The organism is Rhizobium ecuadorense (assembly GCF_001187535.1).
Lineage (GTDB): Bacteria > Pseudomonadota > Alphaproteobacteria > Rhizobiales > Rhizobiaceae > Rhizobium > Rhizobium ecuadorense.
In genome coordinates this window covers 177,141-189,500 of the sequence record NZ_LFIO01001796.1, presented here as the reverse complement: position 1 = coordinate 189,500, position 12,360 = coordinate 177,141, and the positions used below count along the sequence as shown (strand labels likewise).

14 protein-coding genes and 1 pseudogene are annotated in these 12,360 nt (G+C 61.5%); 10 read left to right on the top strand and 5 right to left on the bottom strand.

Going from position 1 to position 12,360, the window contains the following annotated elements; genetic code table 11:
* Positions 1 to 1,347 carry a sigma-54-dependent transcriptional regulator gene (locus tag AF337_RS38205; RefSeq protein ID WP_049736234.1) on the top strand — a complete coding sequence of 449 codons (1,347 nt, stop codon included), beginning with the start codon at positions 1 to 3 and terminating at the stop codon, positions 1,345 to 1,347.
* A 6-nt stretch (positions 1,348 to 1,353) separates the two neighbouring features.
* On the opposite strand, the gene AF337_RS38200 is transcribed toward AF337_RS38205, so the two are convergent.
* The gene (locus tag AF337_RS38200; protein WP_049736233.1) at positions 1,354 to 1,821 is read right to left on the bottom strand and encodes an Lrp/AsnC family transcriptional regulator; all 468 of its coding nucleotides are present in this window, start codon (positions 1,819 to 1,821) and stop codon (positions 1,354 to 1,356) included.
* 231 nt (positions 1,822 to 2,052) lie between these two features.
* On the opposite strand from AF337_RS38200, the gene trxB reads away from it, so the two are divergent.
* From trxB to AF337_RS38175, 6 genes and pseudogenes are all read left to right on the top strand, one after another.
* Positions 2,053 to 3,027, top strand: a complete 975-nt coding sequence (gene trxB, locus AF337_RS38195; RefSeq protein ID WP_049736232.1) for a thioredoxin-disulfide reductase — start codon at positions 2,053 to 2,055, stop codon at positions 3,025 to 3,027.
* A gap of 22 nt (positions 3,028 to 3,049) precedes the next feature.
* Positions 3,050 to 3,946, top strand: coding sequence for a LysR family transcriptional regulator VtlR (locus tag AF337_RS38190; RefSeq protein ID WP_003593139.1), 897 nt, complete (start codon positions 3,050 to 3,052; stop codon positions 3,944 to 3,946).
* A 657-nt stretch (positions 3,947 to 4,603) separates the two neighbouring features.
* Complete coding sequence (locus tag AF337_RS38185; protein WP_049736231.1) at positions 4,604 to 4,897, top strand: ArsR/SmtB family transcription factor; 294 nt, start codon at positions 4,604 to 4,606, stop codon at positions 4,895 to 4,897.
* A gap of 13 nt (positions 4,898 to 4,910) precedes the next feature.
* Positions 4,911 to 5,030 (top strand): annotated as a pseudogene (locus AF337_RS43030) (MFS transporter); the annotation flags it as partial.
* A gap of 25 nt (positions 5,031 to 5,055) precedes the next feature.
* A complete protein-coding gene (locus AF337_RS38180; RefSeq protein ID WP_049736230.1) occupies positions 5,056 to 6,180 on the top strand; it encodes an alkene reductase in 1,125 nt (374 codons plus the stop codon).
* A 74-nt stretch (positions 6,181 to 6,254) separates the two neighbouring features.
* Positions 6,255 to 7,055 carry an aminoglycoside phosphotransferase family protein gene (locus AF337_RS38175; protein WP_049736229.1) on the top strand — a complete coding sequence of 267 codons (801 nt, stop codon included), beginning with the start codon at positions 6,255 to 6,257 and terminating at the stop codon, positions 7,053 to 7,055.
* Here AF337_RS38175 and AF337_RS38170 read toward each other — a convergent pair.
* Positions 7,052 to 8,074, bottom strand: a complete 1,023-nt coding sequence (locus AF337_RS38170; protein WP_049736228.1) for an NAD-dependent epimerase/dehydratase family protein — start codon at positions 8,072 to 8,074, stop codon at positions 7,052 to 7,054. The genes AF337_RS38175 and AF337_RS38170 overlap by 4 nt on opposite strands.
* A 94-nt stretch (positions 8,075 to 8,168) precedes the next feature.
* Between AF337_RS38170 and AF337_RS38165 the strand changes: the two genes are divergently transcribed.
* A complete protein-coding gene (locus AF337_RS38165) occupies positions 8,169 to 9,068 on the top strand; it encodes a LysR family transcriptional regulator (protein WP_049736227.1) in 900 nt (299 codons plus the stop codon).
* Here the strand turns inward: AF337_RS38165 and AF337_RS38160 are convergent.
* Positions 9,044 to 9,238, bottom strand: coding sequence for a hypothetical protein (locus tag AF337_RS38160; protein ID WP_049736226.1), 195 nt, complete (start codon positions 9,236 to 9,238; stop codon positions 9,044 to 9,046). The two genes, AF337_RS38165 and AF337_RS38160, sit on opposite strands and share 25 nt — an antisense overlap.
* An 85-nt stretch (positions 9,239 to 9,323) precedes the next feature.
* On the opposite strand from AF337_RS38160, the gene AF337_RS38155 reads away from it, so the two are divergent.
* Positions 9,324 to 9,839 (top strand): GrpB family protein, encoded by a 516-nt coding sequence (locus AF337_RS38155; protein WP_049736225.1) that lies wholly within the window; start codon positions 9,324 to 9,326, stop codon positions 9,837 to 9,839.
* Positions 9,840 to 9,841: 2 nt separating this feature from the next.
* On the opposite strand, the gene AF337_RS38150 is transcribed toward AF337_RS38155, so the two are convergent.
* Positions 9,842 to 10,123, bottom strand: coding sequence for a DUF2188 domain-containing protein (locus tag AF337_RS38150; protein WP_049736224.1), 282 nt, complete (start codon positions 10,121 to 10,123; stop codon positions 9,842 to 9,844).
* A gap of 229 nt (positions 10,124 to 10,352) precedes the next feature.
* Between AF337_RS38150 and AF337_RS38145 the strand changes: the two genes are divergently transcribed.
* The gene (locus AF337_RS38145; RefSeq protein WP_049736223.1) at positions 10,353 to 11,450 is read left to right on the top strand and encodes a calcium:cation antiporter; all 1,098 of its coding nucleotides are present in this window, start codon (positions 10,353 to 10,355) and stop codon (positions 11,448 to 11,450) included.
* A 13-nt stretch (positions 11,451 to 11,463) separates the two neighbouring features.
* Here the strand turns inward: AF337_RS38145 and AF337_RS38140 are convergent, their stop codons facing one another.
* A complete protein-coding gene (locus AF337_RS38140) occupies positions 11,464 to 12,333 on the bottom strand; it encodes a hypothetical protein (RefSeq protein ID WP_049736222.1) in 870 nt (289 codons plus the stop codon).
* Positions 12,334 to 12,360: the final 27 nt, after the last annotated feature.

Sequence of the window (12,360 nt, the reverse complement as noted above, 5' to 3'; positions counted from 1 at the left end):
ATGGCCACACCGATGCCCGTTGCGCTGATCGACGACGACAGGGATTTGCGCCGCGCCACCGCCCAGACGCTCGAACTCGCCGGATTTTCTGTTTTGGCCTATGACGGCGCGAAGGCCGCTCTGGCCGACCTGCCCGCCGACTTTGCCGGCCCCGTCGTCACCGATATCCGCATGCCGGAGATCGACGGACTGCAGCTCTTCGCCACGCTCAAGGGCATGGACGCCGACCTGCCAGTGATCCTGATGACCGGCCATGGCGATATTCCGATGGCGGTTCAAGCCATCCAGGACGGCGCTTATGATTTCATCGCCAAACCCTTTGCGGCCGACCGGCTCGTCCAGAGCGTGCGCCGCGCCGGCGAGAAGCGGCGGCTTGTCCTGGAAAACCGCATGCTGCGCAAGGCTGCCGAAGATGCGCAGGAGAATTCACCGCTGATCGGTCAGACGCCGGTCATGGAGAATTTGCGGAAGATTCTGCGCCACATCGCCGATACCGATGTCGACGTGCTCGTTGCCGGCGAAACCGGCAGCGGCAAGGAAGTCGTCGCCCAGATCCTGCACCAGTGGAGCCACCGCGGGAAAGGCAATTTCGTGGCGCTGAACTGCGGCGCGCTACCCGAAACCGTCATCGAAAGCGAGCTGTTCGGTCACGAGGCCGGCGCCTTTACCGGCGCCCAGAAACGCCGCACCGGCCGCATCGAACATGCCAGCGGCGGCACGCTTTTCCTCGACGAGATCGAGAGCATGCCGGTCGCCACCCAGGTCAAGATGCTGCGGGTGCTTGAGATGCGCGAAATCACCCCGCTCGGTACCAACGAGGTGCGCCCGGTCGATCTGCGCGTCGTCGCGGCGGCCAAGATCGATCTCGGCGATCCCGAGCTGCGCGGCGATTTTCGCGAGGATCTCTATTACCGGCTGAATGTGGTGACGATCTCCATTCCGCCGCTTCGGGAGCGCCGCGACGATATTCCGCTGCTGTTTTCCCACTTCGCCGCGCGCGCCGCCGAGCGCTTCCGCAGAGAGGTGCCGGAGATTTCGCCCGAGGTGCGCCGCCACTTTGCCTCGCATGCATGGCCGGGCAATGTCCGCGAGCTCTCGCATTATGCCGAACGTGTGGTGCTGGGTGTCGAAGGCGGCACAGCCGCACCCGTCCCCCCGCAGACGGCGGGCGGCACCCTACCCGAACGGCTGGAACGCTACGAGGCGGAGATCATCCGCGAGGCGCTCACGGCCAATGACGGCGACGTGCGCAGCACCATCGAGGCGCTCGGCATTCCGAGGAAGACGTTTTACGACAAGCTTCAGCGCCACGGCATCAACCGCGGCGGCTATTCCGCGCGCAAATAAACTGTTTCAGACTTCGACCAGCCCAAGCTTCTTCACCTGCCGGATCGTCAGCATGGTGCGCACGGTGTCGACATGTTCGTTCGCCGTCAGCACTTCGATGACGAAATCCTGGAAATGGGTGAGATTTTCCGCCACGCAATGCAGCAGGAAATCGCTGTCGCCGGAGACCATCCAGGCCTGGCGCACCAGCGGCCATTCGGCTGTGGCGGCTGCAAAGGCTTTGAGATTGCCTTCCGACTGATGCTTGAGGCCGACCATGCAGAAAGCGACGAGATCGAAGCCGAGCCGCGGGCTGTTCAGCATCGCATGGTAGCCTTCGATGATGCCGGCTTCCTCGAGCTTGCGCACCCGGCGCAGGCAGGGCGGCGCCGAAATGCCGACACGATCGGCAAGCTCCACATTGGTCATGCGGCCATCGGCCTGCAATTCCCGGAGGATCTTTATATCGATGACGTCGAGTTCGGCGCGACCCACATCATTGCCTTTCTTTAATTCTCCGCGGGGAGCTTCTATATAAAGCGGCGGAATACGCAAGAATGTTTCACGCCGATGACGGATTCTTGCACAACAGGACGATTTGCCTTGTTGGTAACGCAAGGCTGCCCTTGAATAAAAGCATTGGACGTTCATAAATGGCGCGAGGACCGCGAAACGGCCGCAATCGCCACTTAGCCGCCGCCCTCCTGCCAGTCGAAAGGAAATGACATGCCCGCCCGCCATACGAAGGTGCTCATCATCGGTTCCGGACCCGCAGGCTATACAGCCGCGGTCTATGCCGCGCGCGCCATGCTGAAGCCGGTTTTGATCGCCGGCCTCGAACAGGGTGGCCAGCTGATGATCACCACCGATGTCGAGAATTATCCGGGCTTTGCCGATCCGATCCAGGGTCCCTGGCTGATGGAGCAGATGCTGCAGCAGGCAAAACATGTCGGCGCCGAGATCGTCAACGACCTCGTCACCGAAGTCGACATGAACCAGCGCCCCTTCGTCGCCCGCACCGACAGCGGCCAGGTCTGGACGGCTGACACGCTGATCATCGCCACCGGCGCCAAGGCCAAATGGCTCGGCATCGAGAGCGAGCAGCATTTCCAGGGCTTCGGCGTCTCGGCCTGCGCTACCTGCGACGGCTTCTTCTATCGCAACAAGGATGTGATCGTGGTCGGCGGCGGCAACAGCGCCGTCGAGGAGGCGCTCTATCTCTCCAACATCGCCAAGTCGGTGACATTGGTCCACCGCCGCGACTTCTTCCGCGCCGAAAAGATCCTGCAGGAACGCCTGTTCTCCAAGGAGAATGTCAAGGTACTGTGGAACACCGAGGTGGCCGAAATCACCGGCACGCCGGCCAAGCCCCCGATGCCGCAATCCGTCACCGGCGCGCGGCTGCGCGACACCAGGACCGGCGCGATCACCGAGATGCCGATCGACGGCGTCTTCGTCGCCATCGGCCATGCGCCGGCAACCGAGCTCTTCAAGGACAAGCTGAAGCTGAAGGACAACGGCTATCTCTGGACCGCGCCGGATTCGACCGCGACCAGCCTCGAAGGGGTCTATGCCGCCGGCGACGTGACCGACGATACGTTCCGCCAGGCGATCACCGCTGCCGGCCTGGGCTGCATGGCGGCGCTTGAAGCCGAACGCTATCTGACGAGCCACGTGCCCGTCGCCGTGGCAGCGGAGTAAGATCGGCATGCGGGGTGGGGGAATGCCATTGGATTGGGACAAGCTGCGTATTTTTCACGCAGCTGCCGAGGCGGGCTCGTTCACGCATGCGGCGGATAAACTGCATCTGTCCCAATCCGCCATCAGCCGCCAGGTCAGCGCGCTGGAGCAGGATGTCGGCACCAAGCTGTTTCACCGCCATGCGCGCGGCCTGATCCTGACGGAACAGGGCGAGCTGCTCTACCGCACCGCCCATGACGTGCTGCTGAAGCTCGAAACTGTGAAGATGCAGCTCACGGAGACGAACGAGACGCCGTCCGGCAAGCTGCGCGTGACGACGACGGTCGGTCTCGGCCAGGGCTGGCTCACCGACAAGATCCAGGAATTCCTGCAGCTTTATCCCGATGTGCAGATCCAGCTGATCCTCGACAACGAGGAAGTGGATGTGAACATGCGCCATGCCGACTGCGCCATCCGCCTGCGCCAGCCGCAGCAGTCCGACCTCATCCAGCGCAAGCTCTTCACCGTGCACATGCACGTCTATGCCGCCCCCTCCTACATCAACCGCCACGGCGAGCCGCAGAAGATCGAGGATCTCGACAATCACCGCATCATCACCTTCGGCGAGCCGGCGCCGAGCTACCTGCTCGACGTCAACTGGCTTGAAGTTGCCGGCCGCTCGTCGGATAACAAACGCATCCCGCACCTGCAGATCAACAGCCAAACCTCGATCAAGCGCGCCGCCCTGCTCGGCATTGGCGTCGCCTGCCTGCCCGATTATATCGTCGGCCGCGATCCCGGCCTGATCCAGCTGGCGATCAATGCCGACGTCCCCTCCTTCGACACCTATTTCTGCTATCCCGATGAGATCAAGAACGCCGCCAAGCTGAAGGCTTTCCGTGACTTCATCGTCAGCAAGGCTAGAAACTGGAATTTCTAGAGCATGATGCCGAAAAGTGTGAGCGGTTTTCGGTCGACATCATCCTCTCTTGATTTAGATCCGGACGATTTTAGGCCGGATTGGCCTTAAATCATCCGGATCTAGGCCAGATTTATGGAATGATTTCCATACTATGCGGACAGCGCATAACTGGCATGCACAAATAAGGGTTGCCGTTTGCCCATTAAACCACCATATCGCACATAGCTGATGCACATGGTGGCTTTTCCTCCCAGTTCCACCGCATTAGCTGTTCCCCTCTGGAGGTTTTTGACCTTCACACTTATAAGGGCCCTGGTTTTCCAGTGGCCCTCTTTTTTTGCCTTGGCCCTTCGGGAAATGCCGCACCGCAAAAAAATTGTGCGGCGCATAGCAGGCATGCACAAAAAAGCATTGAAACCTGCTCAATGAAGCACCATATCTCTCTCAGCTGATGCATCTTGTGGTTTCTCTCCCAGTACCACCGCATTAGCTGTTCCCCTCTGGAGGTTTTTGACCTTCACAATTAAAAGGGCCCTGGTTTTCCGGTGGCCCTCTTTTTTTGCCCAAATTTTGCTCACCCGACAAAATTCGCCGCCTCACGCCTCCGTGATTTGCATATCGACGTCCGACGATCGATATATCGAACAAACGCGATTTATAGTTCGGTGCACGACGATGGACAAAGACGAGATTATCAAGGCGCTCGCCCATCCCACCCGGATGGACATTCTGACCTGGCTGAAAAATCCCGAGCAGCATTTCCCCTCGCAGGAGCACCCCTTCGAAATGGGCGTCTGCGCCAGCCAGTTCGAGCGCTGCGGCCTGTCGCAATCGACGGTCTCGGCCCATTTGGGAACGCTGCATCGCGCCGGTCTCGTCACCACCAAACGCGTCGGACAGTGGATCTTCTACAAGCGCAACGAAGAAACGATCGCCGCCTTCCTGAAGCAGCTGACGCAGGATCTTTAGTAGAATGCCCCTCGGCTTCGATCTCAAACGCGTTCCGCGCGCCGCAGCCTTGATGGCCCTGATCGGCCTCGGCGCAACCGCGCTCACCTATCTCTCCGCCCGGGGCCGGGCCGCCCTCGCCCCTGCCGAGTGATCCTCCCGCAAAAGAAAGGACCATCATGGCCAAGCTTTTCGAACCCACCAAGGTCGGCGACATCACAGTCAAGAACCGCATCGTCATGGCGCCGCTCACCCGCAACCGCTCGCCGGGCGCCATCCCCAACGACCTCAATGTCGAATATTACCGCCAGCGCGCCACGGCTGGCCTGATCATCACCGAAGCGACCGCGATCACCCATCAGGGCCAAGGCTATGCCAACGTACCGGGCCTTTATAGCAAAGAGGCTCTCGACGGCTGGAAACGCGTGACCGATGCCGTTCATGCAGCCGGTGGCAAGATCGTCGTCCAGATGTGGCATGTCGGCCGCATCTCGCACACGACGCTGCAGCCGAACGGCAACAAGCCGGTCTCCTCGACCGACCGCATCGCCAAGGCCAAGACCTATCTGGTCAATGGCGACGGCAGCGGCAGTTTTGCCGACACCTCCGAACCGCGCGCGCTCGAAACCGCCGAAATCCCCGGCATCGTCGAAGATTACCGCAAGGCCGCCCGTGCGGCGATCGACGCCGGCTTCGATGGCGTCGAGATCCACGGCGCCAACGGCTACCTGCTCGACCAGTTCATCCGCGACGGCGTCAACGATCGCACCGACCAATATGGCGGCTCGATCGAAAACCGCACGCGGCTGACCTTCGAGGTCGTCGATGCCGTGGTGAGCGAAATCGGCGCAGGCCGCACCGCGATCCGCATCTCGCCGGTAACGCCGTCGGGTGAAAGCTACGATTCCAATCCGCAGGCGACCTTCACCCATGTCGTCGAAGGCCTGGCAAAATACGATCTCGCCTACCTCCATGTGATCGAAGGCCAGACCGGCGGCGATCGCGACTACCGCCAGGGCGACAATCCTTCCTTCGATTATAAGGCGTTGCGCCAGGCTTATGAAGCGGCCGGCGGCAAGGCCGACTGGATGGTCAATAATGGCTATGACCGGGCGCTGGCGATCGATGCCGTCGAAAGCGGCCGCGTCGACCTCGTCGCTTTCGGCAAACCTTTCATCGCCAATCCCGATCTCGTCGAACGGCTGGCGAAGAACCTGCCGCTCAACACGCCAGACCAGTCGACCTTCTATGGCGGCACCGCCAAGGGCTATGTCGATTACCCCGCCCTCGAAAAGGTCGCCTGAGCCCTTCCACGCCAACGCGAATCCCGCCGAAAGGCGGGATTTCCATTTTCGACCCGTCTCTGTAGGGTGCCATCATGTTCGCTCCCCATCTTGATCGCTGGTCGCTGATATCAGACGGCGAGCCCATCATCACCCATTCGAGCCGCCTGCTGCCGGTCCTCTGGCAGGGCAGGCCCGCGATGTTGAAAGTCGCCACCGATATCGACGAACGCTACGGCGCGCTGCTGATGCGGTGGTGGGACGGCGACGGCGCGGCCCATGTCTATGCCCATGAAGACGACGCCGTGCTCCTGGAACGGGCGACGGGAAAACGCTCGCTGCTTGCCATGGCGATGAACGGCGAGGACGACGAGGCGAGCCGCATCCTCTGCCGGACAGCGGCACGGCTGCATGCGCCGCGCGAAAGACCGCTTCCCGACCCCGTGCCCCTCACCCGCTGGTTCCGCGATCTGGAACCGGCAGCCAGAAAACATGGCGGCACACTGGCCGATTGCTCGGCGATTGCCGACACCCTGCTTTCCAACCAGCGTGATATCACCGTCCTGCACGGCGATATTCATCACGAGAACATTCTCGATTTCGAGGCGCGTGGCTGGCTGGCGATCGATCCGAAGCGGCTCCATGGTGAGCGCGGCTTCGATTTCGCCAATATCTTCGCCAATGAGGAACTGCCTGTCATCACCGTTCCTGCCCGTTTCCGCCGCCAGCTAGCCGTCGTTTCGGCAGAGGCTCGGCTGGAGCCGAAGCGGCTGCTGCAATGGATCGCCGCCTATTCCGGCCTTTCCGCCGCCTGGTTCCTCGGCGATAGCAATATTCTGCAGGCAGAGACGGCCCTGACTGTCGCCCGGATTGCGCTGGCCGAGCTAGCGGCTTAACCCGCATTCTCGGGCGAAGGCACGATCAAGGCGGCCGCCGTTTCACGATGCGGTTCCGGCAAGCAGCCGAGTGCTGTGAGCGAAGCTCTGACCGCCTCGTCGATCGGCGTTTGCGGCTCCTTGCCGAGTTCGGCCGTCAACCTGGTGTTTCGCATCCTGAGCGGCACCTTCCAGAGATAACGCATCTCCTTGATCTCCCGCATGATCGGAACGAACGGCGCAGCGAGCGGTACGATCCACCAGGGAAAACGGCCGATTTTCGCCGCGCCGCCGGCGACACGCTTGATTGCTTCGGCCATCTGCATGCCATCGCCATCCCAGAATCCCTCCAGATGGTAGACGGCAAAGGGCGGCAGCCGATCGGCCCGCTCGATGAGCTGGGCCATGGTTTCCGCCATATCGGGCAGATAGGCCCACTGATGGCCGACGCCGCGCCGCCCCGGATTCCGGATCGTGCCGACGGGTTTGCCCGGGGTGACGAATCCCGATGAAAACCAGCTGTTTCCAGTCGTGCCCGGACCAAAGAAATCCCCGGCCCTGACGATGATCGCGCCGGCGCCGGCTTGCGACGCCGCTTCCAGCCGCTTCTCCATCTCGACGCGGATCGCTCCCTTCTTCGTCAGCGGCTGCTGCGGGCTTTCCTCCGTCGGCGCCGGCAGGGCATCGGGACCGAAATTATAGACGTTTCCAGGCAGCACGATGCGCGCGCCCACGGTGCGGGCAGCGGCGATGGTATTGTCGAGCATCGGCAGCACCAGTGTTTCCCAGTCGCGGTAACCGGGTGGATTGACGGCGTGGACGATCAGACTGACGCCTTCAGCCGCTCTCAACACGTCACCGGCATTCATCGCATCGCCCTGCACCCATTCGAAAGCCGGCTCGCGCCTCGACACCTTGGCGGCGTCACGGTTGAGCGCCCGGATGCGCCAGCCGCGCGCAAGCAGCTTGCGGGCGACCGCGCCGCCGATACCGCCGGTGGCGCCGAGAACGAGCGCCGTCGTCTTCATTTCGCTGCTCATGACAATCATCTCCTTCGATTGGGTGGAAGGACTATGCCACCAGTCCGCAATAAACAAAATTGACGAAATAAATGCTGCCGCTATACAAAAATATATGAACATCGAACCGAGCTGGGATTTCTACCGCAGTTTCTTGACCGTGCTTCAGCAGGGCTCGCTTTCGGCCGCCGCCCGAGAATTGGGGCTGACGCAGCCGACCATAGGCCGCCATGTCGACGCGCTGGAGACGGCAATCGGCGCTGAACTCTTCACCCGATCCCCGAACGGGCTGCTGCCAACCGATGCCGCATTGGCACTGAAGCCCTATGCCGAGACGCTGGCGGCAACCACCGCGGCCCTTTTGCGCACCGCATCCGGTGAGCGGCAGCGTGTTGCCGGAACCGTCAGGGTCAGCGCCAGCGAGGTCATCGCCGTCGAAGTCCTGCCTGGGATTCTCGGACCGCTGCAGGAGGCCTATCCAGAGCTCCAGATCGAGCTCTCGGCTTCCGATGCGATTGAGGATCTGGTGAACCGCGAGGCCGATATCGCCGTGCGCATGGCCGAGCCGCAGCAAGCTGCGCTCGTCGTGCGCCGCATCGGCGATATCCCGCTCGGTTTCCACGCCCATCGCCGCTATCTCGAGCGACACGGCATTCCGCAAACCCTGGCTGAACTCGCAAACCACCGGCTCATCGGCTTCGACCGGCAGACGGCCTATATTCGCATGGTAACAAAACGCTATGACGTGCCGGGCATCGACTTCTCCTACCGGACCGACAGCAATCTTGCCCAGCTTTCGGCGATCCGCGCCGGCGTCGGCATCGGTCTCTGCCAGATCGGGCTCGCGCGGGACAATCCCGATCTAGTTCACCTCCTGCCCGATGCGTTAAGCATCCCGCTCGGCACGTGGGTGGCGATGCATGAGAGCCTGAAGACCTCGCCGCGCTGCCGCGCCACCTTCGATGCCCTGGTCAAGGGGCTTCAGGACTATCACCGATATTCGATCGGCACATAAAGCAAGTCGCGCAAAAGTGTACCATGGCTTTCCCAGGCAAAGCGCGAAGGGGTTTTGCCAGGCAAAGCCCGAAGCGCTTTTGCGGCAACGACATGCGTCAAAACAAAGAGCCAAAGCGCAAGGAGCGAATCTGAAAGATCGCGACGCGCTTTCGTCTCGAAATCCGGCATCGATTTTCGGAGAGAATCATGCGCAAATTTCAACGCAAGAGAGCATCCCGTCGCTATTGGATGCGCGGCCCTGTAGCGGAAAGAGATGATGAGCCACGATCCGGTTGAACTTGTGCCCTACGATCCGCAATGGCCGCAGGCGTTCCGGCGCATCCGCGACAGGTTGCTCGCTTTGCTGCCGCAGGCGCTCTCCATCGATCACATCGGCAGCACGTCCATATCAGGCATGGCCGCCAAGCCGCTGATCGATATCGACATCGTTCTTCCCGGCCTCGGGCATATCGAGGAGGCTACCGCTGTGCTTCTGGCGGAAGGCTACGAACCACGCGGCAATCGTTATGACGACGAGGTCTGGGCGTTTCTATCGAGAGGTTCGGTGCCGCGGCAGCGAGTCTACCTTTGTCCTGCCGGCAATGGCACGCATCGAAACAGGCTGGCGTTCCGGGATTATCTCATCGCGCACCCGGAGGTAGCGGCCGAATATGCCGCGCTCAAACGCAGGCTGGCAGGCGAATTCAGGATGGATGGCGACGGCTATACCGCGCACAAGCGCGAATTCGTCGACGCGATCGTCGCGCGGGCATTGGCGGACGATCGTTGACTTCATATGCCTTGCGAGGCCCCGGCCCCGCGGTCCTTCCACTGACCATCCACCACCTCAGTTTCGGGCCGGTCGCCACCTTCGGCATATTCCTCATGCCACTTGCCATTCTCGTCCTGCCAGCTGATCTCGGCGGAATCGCCGCCGACCTGCTGTTCGTCCGCGACGATGCGCGCAGCTTCGAGCGCCTCGGCATGAGTCGGAAATGCCTCGGAATAGACGCCTCCGAGCCTGTAGGCCCAACCGCCATCGTGCGGCACGACTTCGTAGACCACCTTGATCATGCATCCGTCTCCTCATCTTTGTTGCGCATTCGCACGCTTCCGGACAGGATCCGGATCATCGCGGCCGCTTGACGAGAATTCGAGGACGCCGCGATCTGCTTTCCGGCCCCGATGACGTTCAGTATTCCATTAAACGCCAAAGACTGCAAATGGCCCTGGATAGCCGCCTGCTTGATATGCGAAATCAGTGACTTAGATAAAACGCATGAATCAGGACAGGAGCTGAGACGTGGGGATTGCGTCACGCTTGAAAGAAGAGAAGTTTCTGGTCGCCGCACTTGCCGTTGCAGCCGTCGCCTATCTCTTGGAACAGGCCGTGATCGAGATGGGACGTGGCGTCGCGCTGATCGCCGCCGCCGCCCTGGTCGGCACCATCGTTCTCGCCTCGATCCGCGTTGCCCATCATGCCGAACTGCTCGCCATCAAGGTCGGCGATCCCTATGGCACGATGATCCTGACCCTGTCGGCCGTCGCCGTCGAGGTCATCATCCTCGCCATCATGATGAGCGGAGAGACTTCGCCGACACTGGTGCGCGACACGATCTATTCTGCCCTGATGCTCGATATCAACGGCATTCTGGGTCTCGCCGCCCTGCTCGGCGGCCTCAAGCACGGCGAACAGCCCTACAACGACAATTCGGGCAAGACCTACGGTGTGATGATCCTGACCGCCATAGGCATCTCGATGATTGTTCCGGAATTCGTGCCCGGTGACAGATGGCACTATTATTCCGCCTTCACCATCGTTGCGATGATTGCGCTCTACGGCCTCTTCCTGCGCATGCAGGTCGGCCAGCACAGCTATTTCTTCAGCTACAGCTACCCGCGCTCCGAACGGAAAAAAGAAAGCCCGGACGAGCATGGTTCCGACGAGCCGGCCGCAATCTCGATCGCCACCATTCTCGTCGGCGTCGTCATCATCGGCCTGCTGGCCGAGTTCATGGCCGCTTTCATGAGCGAAGGCCTGCGCGACAGCGGCGCGCCGATCGCCGTGACCGCCGTCGTGGTCGCAGCGATTTCAGCCGCCCCTGAGATCCTGACCGCCTTGAGGGCAGCGCTCAGAAACCGCATGCAGGCGACCGTCAACATCGCCATGGGCGCCTCGCTGTCGACGGTGATCCTGACGGTGCCTGTCATGGAGGCGATCGCGCTCTATACCGGCCAGCCCTTCTTCATGGCGATGACCCCGGTGCAGACGGTGATGGTGACGATCACGCTGATTGCCGCGGCGATCAACCTCAACGACGGTGAGACCAACGCCATCGAGGGCATGACGCACTTCATTCTCTTTGCCACCTTCGTCATGCTGACGGCGCTGGGGCTTTAAAAGCGGCGCGCCGTCACTCCTTCGACTTCTCGAGGAAACGCTCCTTACGGGTTTTCGGCTTGAAACGCCGGAAGAAACCCTCGATGGCGCGGATGGATTTGGTGACGGACATCAGCCTGTCGATCTGACTGTTCGCATTGTGAAGCCGCTCGGAAAGGACTTCGGCCGCCGTCATCGCGATCTCGATCGGCGGCACCTGCGGAAAGCGTTTGGCGAGCGCCGCATAAGGGCTGGCATCGACGCCGCCCATCATCGAGATCGTGCCCATCCTGGCAAAGAGGCGCAGGAAAATCTGCTCGAACGTCCAATCGTGCACGTCGAAGACCTTCCACTTCTCGCTTCTCTTTGCCGAAAAGCCGGCAAGCAGGATCTTGCCCGGCAGGTGCAAGTCGGCGAGCCAGAGCGCCATCGCAAAGCCGCTCGTCGCGATCTTGCCGGTCGGATAGAGATCTCCGATCATTTGCGTCAGGTCGAGGTGGCGGGCGCCGGCGCCGTTGAAGCGGCTCTCCTCGCTGAAGTTCTCCTCGGGGGAAACGCGGATGTTGACGACGCCCAGAAAATCACCGCCGGCAAAAAAGCGCAGGACATCCGCCACCTCGCGCCGGTGGACGATATTGGCGCCCATCACGCCGCTGCGGGCAACCAGCACCCCATGACCGGCGAAGGGTTCGTCGAGCACCTTGTAGACATTGTTGAAGAAGACGTAGAGCGCCGTCTCCGGCAGCTCGCTTCGCAGCCGCTCGAAATCGACCGCCTCGCTGTTTGCCACCAGCACGATGTGGGAATAGCGCGACAGCAGCGCCGTCCACGCCTCCGGCGTCAGGAAATTGAAGCCGCTATCGGCGGCGGCTAGCCTCTGCATATCACTGGGGATCGATTCCATATCGGCTCACATGCACTTTCCAAGGAC

Bases quoted from the DNA above. Each gene is read 5' to 3' on its own strand.
- AF337_RS38205 (WP_049736234.1), top strand. From the start codon at position 1: ATGGCCACACCGATGCCCGTTGCGCTGATCGACGACGACAGGGATTTG.
- trxB (WP_049736232.1), top strand. From the start codon at position 2,053: ATGCCCGCCCGCCATACGAAGGTGCTCATCATCGGTTCCGGACCCGCA.
- AF337_RS38190 (WP_003593139.1), top strand. From the start codon at position 3,050: ATGCCATTGGATTGGGACAAGCTGCGTATTTTTCACGCAGCTGCCGAG.
- AF337_RS38185 (WP_049736231.1), top strand. From the start codon at position 4,604: ATGGACAAAGACGAGATTATCAAGGCGCTCGCCCATCCCACCCGGATG.
- AF337_RS38180 (WP_049736230.1), top strand. From the start codon at position 5,056: ATGGCCAAGCTTTTCGAACCCACCAAGGTCGGCGACATCACAGTCAAG.
- AF337_RS38175 (WP_049736229.1), top strand. From the start codon at position 6,255: ATGTTCGCTCCCCATCTTGATCGCTGGTCGCTGATATCAGACGGCGAG.
- AF337_RS38170 (WP_049736228.1), bottom strand. From the start codon at position 8,074: ATGAGCAGCGAAATGAAGACGACGGCGCTCGTTCTCGGCGCCACCGGC.
- AF337_RS38165 (WP_049736227.1), top strand. From the start codon at position 8,169: ATGAACATCGAACCGAGCTGGGATTTCTACCGCAGTTTCTTGACCGTG.
- AF337_RS38160 (WP_049736226.1), bottom strand. From the start codon at position 9,238: ATGCCGGATTTCGAGACGAAAGCGCGTCGCGATCTTTCAGATTCGCTC.
- AF337_RS38155 (WP_049736225.1), top strand. From the start codon at position 9,324: ATGATGAGCCACGATCCGGTTGAACTTGTGCCCTACGATCCGCAATGG.
- AF337_RS38150 (WP_049736224.1), bottom strand. From the start codon at position 10,123: ATGATCAAGGTGGTCTACGAAGTCGTGCCGCACGATGGCGGTTGGGCC.
- AF337_RS38140 (WP_049736222.1), bottom strand. From the start codon at position 12,333: ATGGAATCGATCCCCAGTGATATGCAGAGGCTAGCCGCCGCCGATAGC.